Origin of the sequence: Buttiauxella sp. BIGb0471 (assembly GCF_024807715.1) — a bacterium.
In the GTDB taxonomy this organism is placed as follows: Bacteria; Pseudomonadota; Gammaproteobacteria; order Enterobacterales; family Enterobacteriaceae; genus Buttiauxella; species Buttiauxella agrestis.
In genome coordinates this window covers 46,537-65,508 of record NZ_JANUEU010000001.1, presented here as the reverse complement: position 1 = coordinate 65,508, position 18,972 = coordinate 46,537, and the positions used below count along the sequence as shown (strand labels likewise).

Sequence of the window (18,972 nt, the reverse complement as noted above, 5' to 3'; positions counted from 1 at the left end):
TCAAAGTGGAAGCACGATCACGCCCTGAAAGGTTACATGTTACCTTCTGAGTCATTTGTTTTTAAAACAATAAGATAGATAGATTAACAGTTCATATTATTGCTACATTTCAAGCTGAGTCGCTGCCCTAACGCGGTGTTTAGCCAAAGTGATAATAAGAGACTGCTAAATGAAAAGTGCCGTTAATGCCCTACAAAATTTCGGAAAATCGCTCTATGGCCCAGTGCTTATTTTGCCGATCGTCGGTTTATTTATCGCGTTTGGTAATGTATTGGGCAACGGTAATCTCGCTGAATATTTACCTTTTCTCGGCCACCCTTCGATTCAACATACCGGCGTTCTGATTTCTAAATCTGCCGTTTCGGTGCTGGCAAATCTGGCGCTGGTATTTGGCGTTGGTATTCCCATTGGTCTTGCAGCAAAAGACAAAGGCTATGCCGCGTTGATTGGCCTGGTCACGTTTATCGTCTTCATTAATGCGATGAACGTAACGTTGCAATTACAGGGCGAGTTAGCGCCAGCCGACCAAATGCGAGCCGCCGGGCAAAGCATGGTTTTAGGCGTGCAAGTGCTTGAGATGGGCGTATTCGCCGGTATTCTCACCGGCGCGCTTTCAGGATATCTGTACAACCGCTATTCCAGCGTACAGTTTTCCGGGGCAATGGCCATTTACTCCGGCCACTGTTTTGTTGCGATTATTATGCTTCCGGTTTCAATGCTGCTTGGCGTAGTGATGAGCGAGCTTTGGCCGTTTGCTCAACATGGAATCAGCGCACTGGCATTAGCGATTAAAGGTGCCGGAGCGTTTGGTGTTGCCATCTACGGCTTCCTGGAACGTATTTTGGTGCCAACGGGCCTACACCACCTGGTCTATACCCCATTCCTGTATACCGAATTAGGGGGGACAGCTGATGTTTGCGGCAGCGTGTATCAAGGTGCGCGCAATATTTACTTCGCGGAAATGGCGTGTCCGAGCGTCCATCAACTTAGCAGCACCGTCGTGTGGGATGCACGAGGCATTAGCAAAATGTTCGGCCTGCCTGCTGCGGCTCTCGCCATGTATATGACGGCGAAACCTGAGCGCAAAGCGGCTGCCAAAGCGATTCTGATTCCCGCTGCGCTAACGTCGATGCTGGTTGGCGTGACCGAGCCGCTGGAGTTTTCCTTCCTGTTTGTCGCTCCGTTGCTGTTCGGCGTGCATGCGGTTCTGACCGGCATCGGCATGATGCTGTTCTATCTGCTGGGCGTTCACGCCATCGGCGCAAACGGCATTATCGATTTCATTCTTTATAACCTGCCGCTAGGCACGGAGAAGTCCAACTGGCCGATGTACATCGCTGTCGGGCTGATGATGTCGGTGATTTATTTCGTGGTGTTCCGCTTCCTGATTCGTCGTTTCGATATGAAAACACCAGGCCGTGAAAGCGATGACGAAGAGACAAAACTGTATAGCAAACAAGAATATCAAGCCAAAGGCAGCAACAATGGCTTGGGTGAAGCGATTATCGAAGGCCTCGGTGGCCGCGCAAATATTGAAGTGGTCGACAACTGTTACACCCGCCTGCGAGTTACGGTGCGCGATGTCACAGTGATTGACGAGCCCCGCCTGAAATCGACTGGTGCTAAAGGGGTGATTAAACAAGGTAATAACGTTCAGGTGGTCTACGGGCTACATGTCAAAAAAATGCGTGAAGCAGTAGAGACGTTTCTCTAAAGGAGTCAATGATGTTTAAACCCCCATTTATTTTGTCCATTGCCGGTGGCGGTAGTACTTACACGCCGGGCATTGTTAAAAGCCTGATGGTGCGCCTGGCCGATTTCCCGTTAGCTGAAATTCGCCTCTACGATATTGATGGTGAGCGCCAGTCAGTGATTGCGCCGGTGGTTGAGAAAGTCATTCGTGACCACAGCCAAAGCATTAAATTTACCGTTACTACAGACCCGGAAGTGGCGTTTAGCGGAGCTCATTTCGTCTTCGCTCAAATGCGCGTCGGGCAATATAAAATGCGTGAGCAGGATGAAAAAATTCCACTCCGCCATGGTGTTGTCGGGCAAGAAACCTGTGGCCCTGGTGGGCTGGCATACGGTTTGCGCACTATTTTGCCGATGGTCGAGCTATGCGATTTTGTCGAACGTTACGCCCATCAAAAAGCGTGGATTGTGAACTATTCCAACCCGGCGGCGATTGTCGCAGAAGGCGTGCGCCGCCTGCGCCCGAAAGCACGCGTGTTGAACATTTGTGATATGCCCGTCGCCGCCATGCGTAATATGGGTGCAATTCTTGGTGTGGACCGCCACAAGCTGGAAGTCGATTACTTCGGCCTCAACCATTTCGGCTGGTTTACCCGTGTGCTGGTCGATGGTGAAGATCGCCTTCCCGAGTTGCGCCGCCATATCGCTAAGTATGGCCTGCTGACGGCAGACGCCGCGCAAACCGATCCGCAACATTCGGATCCTTCATGGGTGAAAACCTGGCGCCATATCAAACCGATTATGGACCATTTCCCAGAATTCCTGCCAAACCCATATTTGCAGTATTACCTGATGCCAAACGACATCGTTGAGCACCAAAACCCTGATTACACTCGCGCCAACGAAGTGATGGATGGGCGCGAGAAGAAACTGTTTGCCGCCGCCGACGAGTATAAAAAAACCGGTATTTTGCCGGATGCGTTCCACGTTGGTGTCCATGGGGCGTTTATCGTTGATGTCGCCTGTTCGCTGGCCTTTGATTTGCGCCAGCGCCATCTGGTGATTGTGGAAAACAAAGGGGCGATCGCCAACCTGCCATATGATGCAATGGTTGAAGTTCCGGCTTACATCACTTCGGAAGGGCCAGAACCTGTGCGCATGGGCGCGGTTCCGCTGTTCCATCAGACACTGCTTATGCAACAGTTAGCTTCTGAACAACTGCTGGTTGAAGCCACCATCGAAGGCAGCTACGAGAAAGCATTGCAGGCGTTTACTCTTAACCGCACCGTGCCGACGATGCAGCATGCAAAAGCAATTCTCGACGATATGATTGAAGCAAACCGCGATTATTGGCCGCAGTTACAGCAAGCGTGGAAAGATGGCGAAGCCGTGAAAGCGTAACTTTATCTAATATTTACGGCGCACTTCGCAGCAGTAAACATGGTTGCTTGTCGGTTTGGTGAAAAACACCGACAATCCGTTAGCCCCAAAATAATTCGAGTTGCATCAAGGCGGCAAGTGAAAGAATCCCAAGGAGCTTAGTAAACTAAGTGATTTGGGTGAGTGAACGCAGCCAACGAAGATGCAGCTTGAAGTATGAAGGGGATATCAATTGACGATTCGGAGGCAACCATGTCCACCACTTTCTTCGTTGCGGGCGACTGGCTCGCAGAACATATTAATGACGAAAATATCCAGATTATTGATGCTCGCATGGCGCCTCCTGGCCAGGAGCATCGTGATGTCGCTGGCGAATACCGTGCTGGCCATCTGCCTGGCGCGGTATTTTTCGATATCGAAGCACTTTCCGACCACACCAGTCCCCTGCCCCATATGATGCCTCGCGCTGAGGCCTTTGCTGTCGCCATGAGAGAGCTGGGTGTCAGCAGTGATAAACATCTGGTTGTTTACGATGAAGGCAACTTGTTCTCCGCACCTCGTGCATGGTGGATGCTGCGGACTTTTGGTGCGGAAAATGTCTCTATTCTGGCAGGCGGTCTGGCCGACTGGCAGCGTGAAGAATTGCCTCTTCAGCAAGGTGATGTTGAATTGCCGGAAGGTGAATTCGACGTGAATTTCGACCCGATGGTCATTAAACGTCTGACCGATGTTTTGCTGGTCAGCCATGAAGGAACTGCACAAATTGTCGATGCCCGCCCTGCTCCGCGTTTTAACGCGCAAGTCGATGAACCTCGTCCAGGTTTGCGACGCGGGCATATTCCTGGTGCGTTCAACGTTCCATGGAATGACCTGGTAGAAAACGGCCAACTGAAAACCACCGACGACTTGAACGAAATATTCACCCGTCAGGGCGTCAGCTTTGATAAGCCGATTATTGCAAGTTGCGGCTCAGGCGTAACGGCCGCCGTAGTTGTTCTGGCGTTAACCACGCTTGGCGTTAACGGTGTTTCACTGTACGACGGTTCCTGGAGTGAATGGGGAGCACGCTCTGATTTACCCGTTGAACCGGCACAAGCGCAATAATGGATAACCGCCTGGTCGGTTTGCTTGAACGCGGGGATTCATTGACCCGCGCTGAGTATCGAGTGCTCTCGCACCTGACAAACCACCCATTGCTGGTGGGCAATATTACGGTGCGGGAACTTGCCCAGGCGACGTTTGTTTCCAGCGCGACCATTATGCGGCTGTGCCAGAAGCTCGGATTTAGTGGTTTTAGCGAGTTTATCTGGCACTGCAAACAACTGCTTTCCAGCACGCCGCATATCGCCAATCAACCGGCACAACCCGCCGCCACGCTGCCGATTCTGTTTGACCAGTTCGTGGAGAATTACCGCCAGACTTTCAGGTGGGTAACGCCGGAATTAATGGCGCAGTTCGCCACGCTACTACGTGAAAAAGAGAGCTTCTTTTTGTATGGTGCCGGGTTTTCGTATCTATTCGCCGAATACCTGACCAAAAAACTTCAGGTGTTGGGTAAAACGGCGTTCATTTCCGGGCCTGGCGATAGCCGGGGAATTTTCCTGAGTAATGCCTCTAAATATGAGGTTTTTATCGCCATTTCACGCAGCGGAGAAACCGAGCAGGTTTTGGATAAGGCGCGGATTGCGCAAAATGTGGGGATGTCGATTGTGGCGTTCACGCGAGCATCGCCAAACAGTTTGTCTGAACTGGCCGATCTGCATTTTCCGCTGTATGACGAGGCGATTCATTTTGCGGCCGAAGCCGCAGGGATTACGTCTTTTGAATCAAATCTGGTAATGCTGATTGATTTACTGCTGCTGCAAGCAACAGCATAAGTCATCAAATAATGCGGTTGCTTTTGAAATCGCGTAGGAAGCTTCCCCAGCGGCGCTCATAGAATGGCGTAATGTGCGCCATCATAAAGTGGCTGATGCCCTTTTCGCCTTCGACAACCTGACAGATATCAACGGGTTCATCGCCCGGTAAAGTATCGGTCGCGACACTTCCCGCCTGGCGAATAATCGCTTCGATATCCCCTTCTGCTTCAATACCAATTAACAAGTTAGGCTGCTCGTCTGCTCGCTCTTTGATGGAACAAATAAACGCGCGCTTCACGGTTTTCAGGTTTTTAAACAGCGTCGTGAGCGAGTCGACCATTTGTGCAGGCGGTTCAGCCACTTCGGAAAGCAGCAAAGAAGTCCCTCCATCCAGCACTTCCTGCTGGGTTAAAGGATCGCTTTCATCGCTGATCAAATGGGTAATTTCGCGTGGAGTAAATTCTTTGCCGGTTGGCAGTTTCGCATTCAGGAATAATGTCGCGCCCTGCGTCATTTCAAATAGCGTGCGCACTGGCATTACGACAAATGCCTGCTCGTGGCTGATAGCTTGTTGCAGCGCTTCAACTGAGGTGAAGAAAGGAATGACTGAGGTGCCATCGTCTTTTTCCCAGTGCTGTAATTCGACGGCACTATCGGCATCAATGGCTTCACCTTCAGCGGCGGCACCGGGCACCCATACGGTGGATTCCAGTAATACGCGGAAGAATGCCGGGCGGTGAGCAGGTTCAGTGGCAGCCTGCTCAAGCAGCGTTTCGAGTTCGTTTTTTGGTTCTGACATGGTGGTTCCAGAATAAGTCTGTGGGGCAAACAACCCTCACCCTAACCCTCTCCCTGAGGGAGAGGGAATTGATCGGTGTCCCCCTCTCCTGAGGGAGGAGGGCCGGGGTGAGGGCGTAAAGCGAATTACTGACTAACCAACAGATTCGCAATCGCGCGCACACCAATACCTGTTGCGCCAGCAGACCACTGTTCAACCGCACCTTTACGGTAAGTAGCAGAGCAGTCAATGTGCAGCCAACCTGCGTGGTAGTTTTCCACGAAGTGGGACAAGAAGCCCGCTGCCGTGCTGGCACCCGCCGGGAAAGAGGCGTTAGAGGTGTTGTTCAGTTCAGCAAAGTTAGACGGCAACTGGTTGCGGTGGAACTCAGCTAGCGGCAAGCGCCAGAACGGCTCGTTTTCTTCCGCAGCACTTGCCATAAGACGGTTTACCAGCCCATCGTCAAAGCTGAACAGCGCATGGTAATCGTTGCCCAATGCGGTTTTCGCCGCACCCGTTAGGGTCGCGCAGTCGATGATAAGCTCAGGTTTTTGCGCACTCGCATCAATCAGGCCATCGGCCAGCACCAGGCGGCCTTCTGCATCAGTGTTCATCACTTCAACGGTTTTACCGTTGCGATATTTAATGATGTCACCCAGTTTGAATGCGTTGCCGCTGACCAGGTTGTCCGCGCAGCACAGGAACAGTTTCACACGTTTGTTCAAGCCGCGAGTGATCGCAAATGCCAGAGCGCCGGTAATGGTTGCAGCGCCGCCCATGTCAGACTTCATGGAGTCCATGAATGCGCTTTGTTTCATGCTGTAGCCGCCGGAATCAAAGGTGATACCTTTACCGACCAGGCATGCGTAAACCGGTGCATCCGGGTTGCCAGTTGGGTTGTAATCCAGCGCCAGCAGTACCGGTGGGCGCTCAGAACCACGACCCACGGTGTGGATACCCATGTAATTCTGCTCGCGCAGATCTTCACCTTTGGTGATGCGGTAAGAAACGTTATCGCAAGCCACATCACACAGCAGGTCAACGGCGCGGGAAGCGAGTTGCTCCGGGCCGAGTTCTTCGGCTGGCGTGTTGATGGTATGGCGAACCCAATCAATGATTTTCAGGCGGTTATTGAGTTCTTTTTGTTCTTCATCGCTCAGTACAGCCCAGTCAACTTTACGGGTGCCTTTTGGTGCACGGTAGCCCTGCCAGAATGCCCAGCTTTTCTCGACATCCCAGCCTTCGCCCGCCAACTGTACGTGCTTCAAGCCCTGGCCGTCGATTTTACGTGCGGCGCGTTGGATTAACCCCAGGTCATCTTTGCCTGTCAGGTGCAGGGTAATTCCTTCGTCATTAATACTGTAAGCGGCTTTTTCGCCCCAACGCGCATCGGCAGGCGACGTGGATAGCGTGATTTTCATGGCTTCTGACATTTTCTTTTCCTTATACTTTTCAGCTCATGCTTCATATAAAAACGGGCCGCCTGAGGCAGCCCGCTTGGTTCAATTAATCAGTCTCATCTAACCAGACTAACAGAATCGCTTCCAGAATTTTTTCATTGGATGCGCCTGGATCGTCATCAAAATCTTCCAAATCGCAGACCCACTGGTGCAGATCGGTAAAACGTACCGTTTTTGGATCAAGATCCGGGCGGCTGTCGTACAGAGCTTCACCAATTTCGCGGCTATCGGTCCATTTCAGTCCCATAAGCTACTCCTGTTAGTGCTCACGTGCATGGTTGATGGTGTAACGTGGCATTTCTACCACCAGATCTTCATCCGTTACACGCGCCTGGCAGCTTAAGCGGCTTTCAGGTTCCAGACCCCACGCTTTATCGAGCATGTCGTCTTCGTCTTCCGTGCTTTCAGCAAGGGAGTCGAAACCTTCACGCACCACACAGTGGCAAGTGGTGCAAGCACAGGATTTTTCACAGGCGTGTTCAATCTCGATACCGTTGCGCAGCGCAACATCAAGAATGGTTTCACCGACATTCGCTTCCAAAACTGCGCCATCTGGACACAAATCCTGATGAGGCAGAAAAACAATCTTTGGCATGTTAAACCTCGTCCACGGAGTGGCCTTTCAGCGCCTTACGGATTGATTCATCCATACGACGTGCGGCGAAATCCTGTGTTTGTTTGTCTACGTTTTTAATGGCTTGTTCAATAGCATCGGTGTCATTGCCCGCAGCTGCGGCGCTTAACGCCACCATCGCTGAGTCAATTTCCGCACGCTCTGCCGCACTTAACAGCGCGGCATCAGTCGCTAACGCACCTTGCAGGCTTTCCAGCACGCGGGCAGCGTCAACTTTTTGCTCAGCCAGCATGCGCGCTTTCACATCATGCTCGGCATAACTCATGGAGTCCTGAATCATGGTGGCGATTTCGCCATCGCTCAGACCATAAGACGGTTTCACCTGAATAGACGCTTCAACGCCGGTGGATTTCTCCATCGCGGTGACGCTTAGTAAACCGTCAGCATCAACCTGGAAGGTCACGCGAATATGCGCCCCACCCGCAGGCATTGCCGGAATACCGCGCAGTGCAAAACGTGCCAGCGAACGGCAATCCTGCACAAGTTCACGTTCACCCTGCATCACGTGAATCGACATCGCCGTTTGGCCGTCTTTGAAAGTCGTGAAGTCCTGTGCACGCGCAACCGGAATAGTGGTGTTACGTGGAATGACTTTCTCTACCAGGCCGCCCATGGTTTCAAGGCCAAGCGACAGCGGGATCACATCAAGCAACAGCATTTCGCTATCCGGCTTGTTGCCCACCAGAATATCCGCCTGAATAGCAGCACCAATAGCGACGACTTTATCCGGGTCGATAGACGTCAGCGGCGTGCGGCCAAAGAATTCGCCCACACGTTCGCGCACCAATGGCACGCGAGTAGAACCGCCAACCATCACCACTTCCAGCACTTCATCGGCTTCGACGCCTGCGTCTTTCAGCGCACGGCGACAAGCCAGCAATGTCCGTTTAACCAGGGCTGCAATCAGTTCGTTGAACTGCTCGCGGGTCACAGTGCCCGTCCAGCCAGCCACTTCTACGGTTGCCGTTTCGGCATCGCTCAGGGCGATTTTCGCGGCAATTGCGGCATCGAGTAACTGGCGCTGCACGCGGTCGTCGCTACGGTCAGCTACTCCGGCTTGCTCACGCAACCAGTCGGCTAACAGATGGTCGAAGTCATCGCCACCGAGTGCAGAATCACCGCCAGTTGCCAGCACTTCAAACACGCCACGGCTTAAACGCAGAATAGAAATATCGAAAGTGCCACCGCCCAAATCGTAAACGGCAATAACGCCTTCTTTACCAGAGTCCAGACCGTAGGCGATAGCCGCGGCGGTCGGTTCATTGAGCAGGCGCAGAACATGCAAGCCCGCCAGACGCGCAGCGTCTTTGGTGCCCTGACGCTGTGCATCGTCGAAATAAGCGGGAACGGTGATCACCACGCCATCAAGCTGACCTTCCAGCGCTTCAGTCGCGCGTGCGGAAAGGGCTTTTAAGATGTCGGATGAGATACGAATAGGGTTTAGCAGACCCGCCGGAGTGTCGATCATCGGCAGGCCATTTTCACTCGCTTTGAGCGAGTAAGGCAGATGCGGGTATCGCGTCTGGATATCGGCAAGCGATCGGCCCATCAGACGTTTTACCGAGCTGATAGTGTTTGCCGGATCGGTTGCGGCTTGCGCACGCGCGTCCCAACCGACATTCAGGCCTTGTTGCTGATAGTGCACCACAGAAGGCAGCAGATGACGGCCTTCATGGTCAGGCAGCGTTTCAGCTTGCCCGCTACGAACAGTTGCAACCAGTGAATTTGTGGTGCCTAAATCGATACCCGCCGCCAGCTTGCGCTGATGCGGTGCCGCACTCAGGCCCGGCTCACTAATTTGTAATAACGCCATATTGAGCTTCCAGTTAAAAATCGAGCAGCTTTTCTTCGAGTTGTTCTATTTGGCTGCGCAGTTTATCGAGAAAACGAAGTTTACGCACAGTATCCGCCGCTTGCGTCCAATCCTGATTATCCAGTTGCTGCACCATTTGCGCCATGCGGGTTTTCACCATCGCATTAACGTTGGCACTGAAGGATTCCAGGCGGTCGCTATCTTTGGCGTGCTCGATATTATCAAGCTCTTCACGTAATTCGAGTTGCTCCATCAAAAACGCGGTATCGCGCACGGTATGCTGCTCGTTAGCCAGATCAAAACCGTTGAGAGAGAGGATGTACTCGGCACGCGGCAGCGGATGACGCAGCGTTTGCCATGCCTGGTTGATGGTCGCAGATTGTTGGACCGCCAGCAGTTGTTCCGCCTGAGGGCGGCTGGTGTACTTGTCAGGGTGGAACTGGCGTTGCAGCTCCTGGTAACGTTTAGCCAGCAACTCGGTGTTAAGGGCGAAGCCTACTGGTAATCCAAAGAGGGTGAAGTAATCCATAACAGACTCGGGGGGGTTACCTGAGATACCCCCACATAACGGTACGTTACGTGGGGGAAGTGGCGAGCATCAGACGTGGAAGCTTTCGCCGCAACCGCACTCATCTTTCACGTTCGGGTTAGTAAATTTAAACCCTTCGTTAAGACCTTCTTTGACGAAGTCCAGCTCGGTGCCGTCTAAAAATTGCAGGCTTTTACCATCGACGACCACTTTCACGCCTTTGTCTTCAAACACGGTGTCTTCTGCCATCGGCTCGTCAACAAACTCAAGAACATAAGCCATGCCAGAACAGCCAGAAGTACGAACGCCTAAACGCAGTCCAAAACCTTTACCGCGATTGGACAAGAAGGCATTCACGCGTGCGGCAGCACTGTCGCTAAGGGTAATCGACATACAACAACCTCTACTCAACAATAATTATTTAGCTTCACGCTTGCTTTTGTAATCCGCAATGGCCGCTTTGATAGCGTCTTCTGCAAGGATTGAGCAGTGAATCTTCACCGGCGGCAGTTCGAGTTCTTCTGCAATGTCGGTGTTTTTGATGGCCTGCGCTTCATCCAGAGATTTACCTTTGACCCATTCGGTCACCAGCGAGCTGGAAGCAATGGCAGAGCCACAGCCGTAGGTTTTGAAGCGAGCGTCTTCAATAATACCTTCATTGTTGACTTTGATCTGCAACTTCATCACGTCGCCACAAGCTGGTGCACCCACCATGCCTGAACCTACGCTGTCATCGCTGTTATCAAAAGAACCAACATTGCGTGGGTTTTCGTAGTGATCGATTACTTTTTCGCTGTAAGCCATTTTTATTCTCCTGAATCCGATATCGACGCTCGAAAAGAGCGATTAGTGATGAGCCCATTCGATGGAATTAATATCCACGCCCTGCTTGAACATTTCCCACAGTGGAGAAAGGTCGCGCAGACGGCCAATGGACTTACGTACCAGTTCGATGGTGTAGTCGATCTCTTCTTCAGTAGTAAAACGACCCAAAGAGAAACGGATAGAACTGTGAGCCAGTTCGTCGGTCATACCCAGCGCACGCAGCACGTAGGACGGCTCGAGGCTTGCTGATGTACAGGCAGAACCGGAAGAAACCGCGAGGTCTTTCAGTGCCATAATCAGCGACTCACCTTCAACGTAGTTAAAGCTCACGTTGAGAATCGTTGGAACGCCATTTTCCAGGTCGCCGTTCAGATACACTTCTTCCATATCTTTCACGCCGTTCCACAGACGGTTACGCAGACCGCGCAGACGGGACATTTCTGTTTCCATCTCTTCTTTCGCGATACGGTAAGCTTCGCCCATGCCGACAATCTGGTGAACAGGCAGAGTACCAGAACGCATGCCGCGCTCGTGACCACCACCGTGTACCTGAGCTTCGATACGAATACGTGGTTTACGGCGAACGTACAGTGCGCCGATCCCTTTCGGGCCATAGATTTTGTGACCAGAGAAAGACATCAGGTCAACTTTAAGGCTGCTCAAGTCGATAGGCAATTTGCCTACGCTCTGAGTCGCATCCACGTGATAGATAATGCCACGCGCACGGCACAATTCGCCGATTGCCGCGATATCCTGCACCACGCCGATTTCGTTATTCACGTGCATGATAGAAACCAGAATGGTGTCGTCACGCATTGCCGCTTCCAGCACGTTCAGGTCAACGATACCGTTGCTCTGCGGTGCCAGGTAAGTCACTTCAAAACCTTCACGCTCAAGCTGACGACAGGTATCCAGCACAGCTTTGTGTTCGGTTTTTACGGTGATGATGTGCTTGCCTTTCTTCTGATAGAAGTTAGCCGCACCTTTAATAGCGAGGTTGTCTGATTCAGTTGCGCCGGAGGTAAAGACGATTTCACGCGGGTCTGCACCAACCAGTTCAGCGATTTGGTTACGGGCGATATCTACTGCTTCTTCCGCCTGCCAACCGAAACGGTGGGAACGAGAAGCCGGGTTACCGAAGGTTCCGTCCATAGTCAAACACTGCATCATTTTCTGCGCAACACGCGGATCAACCGGCGTAGTCGCAGAGTAGTCGAGATAAATCGGTAATTTCATTGCTCTTTAAGCTCCGTACATCACTTCAATACGATACGAAGAACCAGGCCAAAAAATGGAATGCTGCTGTTTTTAAAAGGGAGCCGCAAGCCCCCAAACCTGATTCTAAAAAATCTAATTGTCTGCTTATGCGCGCAGTTTGACGTCGATCGCGTCTTGGGAGCGCGTACTGCGATGGTTTTCATTGTGCTGGCGACCAGAAACATCCAACACTTCCTGGTTATTGACCAGTTCACCCAAGGTGATGTTATTTAAAAAACCGGTCAGACGGTCGCTCAGGTCGCGCCACAGCGCGTGAGTCAGGCATTTATCGCCGCCCTGACAACCACCTTTACCCGCACAACGCGTGGCATCAACAGATTCATCTACTGCGCTAATGACTTCACCAACCGCGATGGCGCTTGCTTCTTTACCCAACAGATAACCGCCGCCAGGACCACGAACGCTGGCAACGAGGCCATTTTTACGCAGACGGGAGAATAACTGCTCCAGATAGGAGAGAGAGATTCCCTGACGTTCAGAAATATCAGCCAGTGGCACTGGGCCTGATTCGGAGTTCAACGCAACGTCAAGCATTGCGGTCACGGCATAACGTCCTTTGGATGTCAGTCTCATGTCTTACTTAACCTCTAATCGCCCCTCGAACCGGGGGTTTTATATAAATGTGATTGTCACATAGCAGGCCGCAAGTCTGACATTCCCGAGTAAATTGGTCAACTATTTAACCTAGTAATTTACTCAAGTATTATTTGCCGTGTTTTTTCTCGTTATCAATAGAAGAAAGCATGCCGCGCAGAATGTTAAGTTCCTGAGTTTCCGGGCGTGCGCGGTTATATAAGCGGCGTAATTTGCTCATAATCTGCCCCGGATGGCTGGTGCGAATAAAGCCGGTTTTCAGCAAGACTTGCTCCAGGTGAACATAAAAACGCTCGAGATCGTCAGCCGACGGATATTGAGTCTGGTCTTCAACCACTGCCGCTTCTTTGCCTTCTTCTTGGGTAGCAAGCCAGGCGATTCTCACTTCATAAGCGAGGATTTGCACGGCCATCGCCAGGTTCAGCGAGCTGTATTCCGGATTCGCCTGAATCGCGACGTGGTAATGGCATTTCTGCAATTCGTCATTGGTCAAACCAACACGTTCACGGCCAAACACAATCGCCACTGGCGCATCTTGCGCTTCAGAAATGGTCTTTAGACCGCATTCGCGCGGATCGAGCATCGGCCAAGGCAGCGTACGAGAACGCGCACTGGTACCCACGACCAGGCTGCAACCTGCCAACGCTTCATCCAGCGTATCGACAATTTTGGCCTCACCGATAACATCACTGGCACCTGCAGCGAGCGCAATAGCCTGAGAATCAGGTTTAACCAACGGATTTACCAACCAAAGATTTGTCAGCCCCATGGTTTTCATGGCACGAGCGACAGACCCCATGTTGCCGGTGTGGGAGGTTTCAACCAGCACTATACGTACGTTTTGCAGCATTCTAGACTCATTGCCTGAAAAGATTATCGCGATATCCTATCATAACCCTGGGACATATTCCGAACGCTCTGCTATACTCCGCCGCGTTTTCCCGTTCTTTAACATCCAGAGAGAGACCGATGCATCCGATGCTCACCATCGCCGTGCGCGCTGCGCGCAAGGCGGGCAATTTAATTGCCAAGAACTACGAAACCCCTGACGCTGTAGAAGCGAGCCAGAAAGGCAGCAACGATTTTGTGACTAACGTAGATAAAGACGCCGAGCGTCTGATTATCGAAATTATCCGCAAATCCTACCCGCAACACACCATTATCGCTGAAGAATCAGGCGAACTGGCGGGTACCGAGCAGGATGTGCAATGGGTTATCGATCCTCTGGATGGCACTTCTAACTTCATCAAACGTTTGCCACACTTCTCTGTCTCTATCGCTGTCCGTGTTAAGGGCCGCACCGAAGTTGCTGTTGTTTATGACCCAATGCGTAATGAGCTGTTCACAGCCGTTCGTGGTCAAGGCGCACAGCTGAACGGTTACCGTCTGCGCGGCAGCAATGCACGCGACCTCGACGGCACCATTCTGGCAACGGGCTTCCCGTTCAAGCACAAGCAACACGCGACTCCTTATATGAACATCGTGACCAAACTGTTCACGCAGTGTGCTGACTTCCGTCGTACCGGTTCAGCCGCGCTGGATCTGGCATACGTTGCGGCTGGCCGCGTTGACGGTTTCTTTGAGATTGGCCTGAAGCCATGGGATTTCGCAGCAGGTGAACTGATTGCTCGTGAATCCGGTAGCCTGGTGTGTGATTTCACCGGCGGCCACAACTACCTGACCAGCGGTAATATCGTTGCAGGTAATGCGCGAGTTGTTAAAGCGATGCTGGCAGCTATGCGTGATGAATTGAGCGAAGCGCTGAAGCGTTAATCTTTAAAGCCCTCACCCTAACCCTCTCCCCAGGAGAGGGGACTGTTCGGTTTTCCCCCTAACCCTCAGGGAGAGGGCCGGGGTGAGGGTTGTTTTAATCAAGAACTAAAACGGTCTAATCCCGCGCATGACCGGTTGAGCACTCAGCCACATCACCCCCGCTGCTAATACCAACATTCCCCCACCTGCAAATGCCAGTGTTGCCCAGGCCACTTGTCGCCACAAAACCGGTGCTTTATTGCCGCTTAAGCGAACCGCCAGCTTGCGGAAACTGTGTACCAATAATGCCAGGCCGGAAATAGTGAGCGATGTCCCTGCCGCCATCGTCAACGCCGACGCAATTCCCCACGTATACACGCCGATCACTTTGCTGAACAACAGCACCATAATGGCTCCGGAACAAGGGCGCATTCCCATCGACAACACAATCATCGCCCGGGCGCGCCAGTCTTCTCCAGCATCAAGCTGTTGTTCAGTCGGCAAATGCTGATGACCGCAGCCACATTTTTCATGGTGAACGTGGTGCGGAGTGAAAGAAGTAAAACGCGTGGATTTACGCAATATGCGGCGCAATTTGCCCACAGCCCGGCCACATAACATCAAGCCTAAAATCCCCACCAGCAAATAACTCCCCTTCTCCAGCCAGAAACTGCTCATATGCAATTGCCGCGAAGGGAGCGCCAGAATTCCCAGCACCAACGTCACTAAGCCAATCGCCACCAGTCCTTGTAATAAAGAAGCGGCAAATGTCAGTTTGAGGCTGCTTTTCAGGCGCGACGGGTGCGTGGCAAGCCAGGTGGTGATCACTACTTTTCCATGTCCAGGCCCTAACGCGTGAAGCACGCCGTAGACAAAACTAAATGACAGCAAAGACCAACCAGCGCGCGCCGGGTTTTCGGCGACCTCGCGCAAAAGCCCACTCATTTGTTGGTTAATAGATTTCTGCCACATCGCACTATTCAGGATGATTTGCGGCCAGTAATGCCAGAGGCTGTAAAATGCAGCGGCGCAGACAATAAGGAAAAACGCCAGGGGCCACATGTGGAGCCAACGGCGGGATTGCGGTTTGGTCGAAGGCATTACTGACATTGCACGATCACCTGTTGAGCAAATTGTTTACCCAGTTCCATATCTTCGGGCGGCGCGTCGGCTTTATCTAAAGAGAGTGCAAACGCCTGCATGTCTTCCGTCGGCTTCGGCGTTTTCACTGAGATTTTGCATTGTTTGGCTAATGTTTCCGGCAGTTTGGCATCGCTATTATGGTCGTAACTCATATCAACAAAATAGGTCGGGTCGAAGGTGGCGAACTGATAGGTTTGGCCTTTTAGCGGCTGCGGATGCGCCAGCGGTAAAACAAAGGTCAGCACCGCCTGATGCCTAACCCGTGCGAGTCCATACTGCGGCGGCAAGTTATTAAACGTCACCTTTTGGCCGTTATGCCAGAACTCAGTGAAGTAATGTTGCCCCAGAACATTCGCCATCACTTCAGCCGCCAGCTTCTTCCACACGGGTGAATCCGGCTTCGCATTACCTGCGTCGTACAGTAGATCGGCTGAAGTAATTTCATCCATCGTCCACTGCATTTTCAGGCCGGTGAGCCGGTCATTTTCAGCCATCACGGTCGTGACCAGGGTAATGAAGCTGTGCGGGTGTGCCAAAGCCATCGGGCTAAAAAGCGCCGTACTCAAGGCAAAAAGCGCAATTCTGTTACACATTTTCCTGCTCATTATTCTCTCAAGATTAAAATTCTGTGAGCCAGTCAGAATTCCGTAATTAAAAAGCTCAAATCCTAAGCTGTACGGCAAAAGCTTTAGCTACTCTTAGCAATAATTAACTTTGACTTGGTTATGCGGATGATGACACTGCTTTCCCCAACACCATCTGTACTCTCCAGTCCGCAGCGTCGCTGCCACCTGCTTTTGTTGCTTTACTTACCGGGCCAAACCGTCACCCCAGAGATCTTAGCCAGACTCAACGGGGTCGATGACGCCAAAGCCCTGCAAGATATAGCCGACACCGGCGATGAAATCCAGCGCTATCACCGGCTGAGCCTCATCACGCAACAGGACGGCAGCTACCGGATTGAGGGCACGCCTCTGAACAGACGCTTGTGCTTATTGCACTGGCTGCGTCGTGCTTTACGTCTAAGCCCACACTTTGTGCAGCAGCATTTTACTCCGGCACTAAAAACCCAACTTAAACAACAGGGCATCCTGACTGCGCTGTATGACGAAAAAAACCTCCAGGCGCTGATAAGCCTGTGTGCGCGACGTTTGCAGCGGCAATTTGATTCCCGTGACGTGCAGTTTTTGACGCTGTTTTTGCAGTATTGTCTGCATCAGCATCATGCGGGAATTATTCCTGAATTCACCGAGCAGCAGCGAGCATGGACGCAAATTCGCCCGGAATACCTGGCAGCCCTTGAGATTGCCCGCCACTGGAAGCGGCGAGTGTTGCAAACCGCCAATGAAAACGAGCAGCTATTCCTCGCGCTGCTATTCCAGCTCCTGCGAATGCCCGATCCGATTCGTGATAACCATGAGCAAGATTTACGTCTACGCGGCGCGATTGCCATCATGATTGCGCAGTTTCGTGAACAAGCGGGAATGTCGTTTAGCGATGAACAGGGACTAAGCGATCAGCTCTATATTCATCTCGCTCAGGCGCTGGACCGCTGCCAGTTCGGAATCGGGATTGATAACAGCCTGCCGGAAGAAATCACGCGTTTATATCCACGTCTGATGCGCACCACGCGTGAAGCGTTTAGCGATTTTGAAAGCCATTTTGAGATGCGTTTTTCTGATGAAGAAGTGGGTTTGGTCGCGGTGATTTTCGGCGCGTGGTTAATGCAGGAAAACGATCTGCACGAGAAACAAGTATTGCTGCTAACGGGCAATAATTTAGAGCTTGAGCAAACTATTGAACAACAGCTACGCGAACTCACGCTGCTGCCGCTCAATATCAAACATTTGACGATTCACAGCTATCAAAAAGAGGGAGCGCCAAAAGAAGTGGTGCTGGTGATTTCACCCTATTCCACTACGTTGCCGCTGTACTCTCCGCCGCTCATTCACGTGGAGCTGCCGCTGGGCGAACACCAGCAGCAGCAAATTCGTAAAATTATTGAGTGTTAACGCAATACGCGATGGGGCGTGGGCGAATCAACAACGCAGGAACGGCGACCAACGCCATAATCCAGAACACCCCCCCCTGCATATGCTGGTAAAGATAGCCGGAGAACATGGTCATAATCGCAATACCGCCGCCCATCGCCACCGCAGAATAGACCGCCTGCAAGCGAATCACTTCGTTGCCTTCACGCGCTGAGATATAGCGCATCGCCGCAAGATGGCACACGGTGAAACTGCCGCAATGCAGGATTTGCGCCGCAATCAGCCACGGGAGATCGGTGGTGTATGCCATCAGGCTCCAGCGCAAAATCCCCGTCACGCCAGAAAGCAGCAGCAAATCGCGCGCGCTCCAGTTGCGGAACAGTTTGTTGCTCAGCGCAAAAATCACGATTTCTGCCACCACTCCCAGCGACCACAAATACCCGACAACCGAGGCGGAATACCCCGCGCCCTGCCAGTAAATTGCGCTGAACCCGTAGTACGCCGCGTGTGCTCCTTGCAACAACGTCACGCATGCGAGAAAACGCCATGAACCCAACACCAGCTTCTTCCACGCCTGCCAGCCCGCGCCTTCGTTGTGTCTCGCTTCGCCCTGCGGCATCACCGATGGACGCAACATCATGCCGATTAACATCGACGCGACGCCAATACTCAGCAGCACCAGAATCGCCTGGTAGCTAAACAAACTCACCAGTTTACCCGTCATGGCAGAGCCAATAACAAAAGCCAGCGATCCCCACAGGCGAACTCGGCCGTAATCCATGGTGATTTGTCGCTGCCAGGTGCCAGCCAGTGCGTCAGTCAGCGGCACGAGTGGCGAGAAGAACAGGTTAAAACCGACCATGACTATCAACAGCCAGGTTGCGGTTTGCCCGAACCAAAAAGCGACGGCAAAAAGTAATGTGAGTAAGGCGAGGATTCTGAGGGCAAAGACAAGTCGGGAGGGGTCGGTAACACGAGGGGCAAGTAACAAGCTGCCGAGGAAACGGGCGATTAAACCAGCCCCTAATAATAACCCGATGGTTTCAGGCGGCAGGCCTACTCCAGCGAGCCAGACGCTCCAGAAAGGTAAGAAAATCCCGTAGCTAAAGAAGTAGGTAAAATAACTGAGCGCCAGCCAGCGCGTTGAATGCAAAACCATGATCCCTCCCGTTTTGGAGGCGTTAGTGTGTCCGAGCGTAGGCTGGCTTGCAAGCAATCATTAACAGACTAATAACACGTGATAA

General features: G+C 52.2%; 20 protein-coding genes. 6 read left to right on the top strand and 14 right to left on the bottom strand.

Translation table 11 applies throughout. The features are described from left to right. The first annotated feature begins 169 nt into the window (after positions 1–169). The 4 genes from M2371_RS00300 (at position 170) to M2371_RS00285 (ending at position 4,949) form a co-directional block, all read left to right on the top strand. Positions 170–1,714 carry a PTS transporter subunit EIIC gene (locus M2371_RS00300; protein WP_259266607.1) on the top strand — a complete coding sequence of 515 codons (1,545 nt, stop codon included), beginning with the start codon at positions 170–172 and terminating at the stop codon, positions 1,712–1,714. An 11-nt stretch (positions 1,715–1,725) separates the two neighbouring features. Then, positions 1,726–3,093: a 6-phospho-alpha-glucosidase gene (locus M2371_RS00295; RefSeq protein ID WP_259266606.1), complete on the top strand. Its 1,368-nt coding sequence runs from the start codon at positions 1,726–1,728 to the stop codon at positions 3,091–3,093. 231 nt (positions 3,094–3,324) lie between these two features. Continuing rightward, positions 3,325–4,176, top strand: coding sequence for a 3-mercaptopyruvate sulfurtransferase (gene sseA, locus M2371_RS00290; RefSeq protein WP_259266605.1), 852 nt, complete (start codon positions 3,325–3,327; stop codon positions 4,174–4,176). Then, positions 4,176–4,949, top strand: coding sequence for a MurR/RpiR family transcriptional regulator (locus M2371_RS00285; RefSeq protein ID WP_259266604.1), 774 nt, complete (start codon positions 4,176–4,178; stop codon positions 4,947–4,949). Before sseA ends, M2371_RS00285 begins: the two co-directional genes overlap by 1 nt. A gap of 4 nt (positions 4,950–4,953) precedes the next feature. Here the strand turns inward: M2371_RS00285 and sseB are convergent, their stop codons facing one another. The 11 genes from sseB to trmJ all read right to left on the bottom strand — a co-directional run bounded on the left by sseB (position 4,954) and on the right by trmJ (position 13,692). Next, positions 4,954–5,730: an enhanced serine sensitivity protein SseB gene (gene sseB, locus M2371_RS00280; protein ID WP_259266603.1), complete on the bottom strand. Its 777-nt coding sequence runs from the start codon at positions 5,728–5,730 to the stop codon at positions 4,954–4,956. Between the two features lie 125 nt (positions 5,731–5,855). Next, positions 5,856–7,142: an aminopeptidase PepB gene (gene pepB, locus M2371_RS00275; RefSeq protein ID WP_259266602.1), complete on the bottom strand. Its 1,287-nt coding sequence runs from the start codon at positions 7,140–7,142 to the stop codon at positions 5,856–5,858. Between the two features lie 73 nt (positions 7,143–7,215). Further along, the gene (gene iscX / locus M2371_RS00270) at positions 7,216–7,416 is read right to left on the bottom strand and encodes a Fe-S cluster assembly protein IscX (protein WP_034459203.1); all 201 of its coding nucleotides are present in this window, start codon (positions 7,414–7,416) and stop codon (positions 7,216–7,218) included. A 12-nt stretch (positions 7,417–7,428) separates the two neighbouring features. Further along, positions 7,429–7,764 carry an ISC system 2Fe-2S type ferredoxin gene (gene fdx / locus M2371_RS00265; protein ID WP_034459208.1) on the bottom strand — a complete coding sequence of 112 codons (336 nt, stop codon included), beginning with the start codon at positions 7,762–7,764 and terminating at the stop codon, positions 7,429–7,431. A gap of 1 nt (position 7,765) precedes the next feature. After that, positions 7,766–9,616 carry a Fe-S protein assembly chaperone HscA gene (hscA, locus tag M2371_RS00260; protein WP_259266601.1) on the bottom strand — a complete coding sequence of 617 codons (1,851 nt, stop codon included), beginning with the start codon at positions 9,614–9,616 and terminating at the stop codon, positions 7,766–7,768. 13 nt (positions 9,617–9,629) lie between these two features. Continuing rightward, positions 9,630–10,145 (bottom strand): co-chaperone HscB, encoded by a 516-nt coding sequence (gene hscB, locus M2371_RS00255; RefSeq protein WP_034497715.1) that lies wholly within the window; start codon positions 10,143–10,145, stop codon positions 9,630–9,632. Between the two features lie 69 nt (positions 10,146–10,214). Then, positions 10,215–10,538 carry an iron-sulfur cluster assembly protein IscA gene (iscA, locus tag M2371_RS00250; RefSeq protein ID WP_034497717.1) on the bottom strand — a complete coding sequence of 108 codons (324 nt, stop codon included), beginning with the start codon at positions 10,536–10,538 and terminating at the stop codon, positions 10,215–10,217. Between the two features lie 24 nt (positions 10,539–10,562). Further along, positions 10,563–10,949 (bottom strand): Fe-S cluster assembly scaffold IscU, encoded by a 387-nt coding sequence (gene iscU, locus M2371_RS00245; RefSeq protein ID WP_015703172.1) that lies wholly within the window; start codon positions 10,947–10,949, stop codon positions 10,563–10,565. A gap of 42 nt (positions 10,950–10,991) precedes the next feature. Next, the gene (iscS, locus tag M2371_RS00240; RefSeq protein WP_034497718.1) at positions 10,992–12,206 is read right to left on the bottom strand and encodes a cysteine desulfurase; all 1,215 of its coding nucleotides are present in this window, start codon (positions 12,204–12,206) and stop codon (positions 10,992–10,994) included. 126 nt (positions 12,207–12,332) lie between these two features. Next, the gene (gene iscR, locus M2371_RS00235) at positions 12,333–12,821 is read right to left on the bottom strand and encodes a Fe-S cluster assembly transcriptional regulator IscR (RefSeq protein ID WP_034497720.1); all 489 of its coding nucleotides are present in this window, start codon (positions 12,819–12,821) and stop codon (positions 12,333–12,335) included. Between the two features lie 130 nt (positions 12,822–12,951). Beyond that, positions 12,952–13,692 carry a tRNA (cytosine(32)/uridine(32)-2'-O)-methyltransferase TrmJ gene (trmJ, locus tag M2371_RS00230; protein WP_115627589.1) on the bottom strand — a complete coding sequence of 247 codons (741 nt, stop codon included), beginning with the start codon at positions 13,690–13,692 and terminating at the stop codon, positions 12,952–12,954. A gap of 119 nt (positions 13,693–13,811) precedes the next feature. Between trmJ and suhB the strand changes: the two genes are divergently transcribed. After that, complete coding sequence (gene suhB, locus M2371_RS00225; RefSeq protein ID WP_034497722.1) at positions 13,812–14,615, top strand: inositol-1-monophosphatase; 804 nt, start codon at positions 13,812–13,814, stop codon at positions 14,613–14,615. Positions 14,616–14,720: 105 nt separating this feature from the next. Here suhB and M2371_RS00220 read toward each other — a convergent pair whose 3' ends face one another. Then, positions 14,721–15,704, bottom strand: a complete 984-nt coding sequence (locus M2371_RS00220) for a nickel/cobalt transporter (RefSeq protein ID WP_259266600.1) — start codon at positions 15,702–15,704, stop codon at positions 14,721–14,723. Then, positions 15,695–16,330 (bottom strand): DUF1007 family protein, encoded by a 636-nt coding sequence (locus M2371_RS00215; RefSeq protein ID WP_259266599.1) that lies wholly within the window; start codon positions 16,328–16,330, stop codon positions 15,695–15,697. Before M2371_RS00215 ends, M2371_RS00220 begins: the two co-directional genes overlap by 10 nt. A gap of 138 nt (positions 16,331–16,468) precedes the next feature. On the opposite strand from M2371_RS00215, the gene csiE reads away from it, so the two are divergent. Continuing rightward, complete coding sequence (gene csiE / locus M2371_RS00210) at positions 16,469–17,749, top strand: stationary phase inducible protein CsiE (protein WP_172893468.1); 1,281 nt, start codon at positions 16,469–16,471, stop codon at positions 17,747–17,749. Here the strand turns inward: csiE and M2371_RS00205 are convergent. Further along, positions 17,736–18,887, bottom strand: coding sequence for a 3-phenylpropionate MFS transporter (locus tag M2371_RS00205; protein WP_259266598.1), 1,152 nt, complete (start codon positions 18,885–18,887; stop codon positions 17,736–17,738). The two genes, csiE and M2371_RS00205, sit on opposite strands and share 14 nt — an antisense overlap. Between the last annotated feature and the right edge of the window lie 85 nt (positions 18,888–18,972).

Excerpts from the sequence above, each read along its gene's own strand:
- iscA (WP_034497717.1), bottom strand. The coding sequence starts at position 10,538 with ATGTCGATTACCCTTAGCGACAGTGCTGCCGCACGCGTGAATGCCTTC.
- M2371_RS00295 (WP_259266606.1), top strand. The coding sequence starts at position 1,726 with ATGTTTAAACCCCCATTTATTTTGTCCATTGCCGGTGGCGGTAGTACT.
- fdx (WP_034459208.1), bottom strand. The coding sequence starts at position 7,764 with ATGCCAAAGATTGTTTTTCTGCCTCATCAGGATTTGTGTCCAGATGGC.
- M2371_RS00220 (WP_259266600.1), bottom strand. The coding sequence starts at position 15,704 with ATGTCAGTAATGCCTTCGACCAAACCGCAATCCCGCCGTTGGCTCCAC.
- csiE (WP_172893468.1), top strand. The coding sequence starts at position 16,469 with ATGATGACACTGCTTTCCCCAACACCATCTGTACTCTCCAGTCCGCAG.
- hscB (WP_034497715.1), bottom strand. The coding sequence starts at position 10,145 with ATGGATTACTTCACCCTCTTTGGATTACCAGTAGGCTTCGCCCTTAAC.
- hscA (WP_259266601.1), bottom strand. The coding sequence starts at position 9,616 with ATGGCGTTATTACAAATTAGTGAGCCGGGCCTGAGTGCGGCACCGCAT.
- suhB (WP_034497722.1), top strand. The coding sequence starts at position 13,812 with ATGCATCCGATGCTCACCATCGCCGTGCGCGCTGCGCGCAAGGCGGGC.
- iscS (WP_034497718.1), bottom strand. The coding sequence starts at position 12,206 with ATGAAATTACCGATTTATCTCGACTACTCTGCGACTACGCCGGTTGAT.
- sseA (WP_259266605.1), top strand. The coding sequence starts at position 3,325 with ATGTCCACCACTTTCTTCGTTGCGGGCGACTGGCTCGCAGAACATATT.
- pepB (WP_259266602.1), bottom strand. The coding sequence starts at position 7,142 with ATGTCAGAAGCCATGAAAATCACGCTATCCACGTCGCCTGCCGATGCG.
- M2371_RS00205 (WP_259266598.1), bottom strand. The coding sequence starts at position 18,887 with ATGGTTTTGCATTCAACGCGCTGGCTGGCGCTCAGTTATTTTACCTAC.
- trmJ (WP_115627589.1), bottom strand. The coding sequence starts at position 13,692 with ATGCTGCAAAACGTACGTATAGTGCTGGTTGAAACCTCCCACACCGGC.
- iscR (WP_034497720.1), bottom strand. The coding sequence starts at position 12,821 with ATGAGACTGACATCCAAAGGACGTTATGCCGTGACCGCAATGCTTGAC.
- M2371_RS00300 (WP_259266607.1), top strand. The coding sequence starts at position 170 with ATGAAAAGTGCCGTTAATGCCCTACAAAATTTCGGAAAATCGCTCTAT.
- sseB (WP_259266603.1), bottom strand. The coding sequence starts at position 5,730 with ATGTCAGAACCAAAAAACGAACTCGAAACGCTGCTTGAGCAGGCTGCC.
- M2371_RS00285 (WP_259266604.1), top strand. The coding sequence starts at position 4,176 with ATGGATAACCGCCTGGTCGGTTTGCTTGAACGCGGGGATTCATTGACC.
- M2371_RS00215 (WP_259266599.1), bottom strand. The coding sequence starts at position 16,330 with ATGTGTAACAGAATTGCGCTTTTTGCCTTGAGTACGGCGCTTTTTAGC.
- iscX (WP_034459203.1), bottom strand. The coding sequence starts at position 7,416 with ATGGGACTGAAATGGACCGATAGCCGCGAAATTGGTGAAGCTCTGTAC.
- iscU (WP_015703172.1), bottom strand. The coding sequence starts at position 10,949 with ATGGCTTACAGCGAAAAAGTAATCGATCACTACGAAAACCCACGCAAT.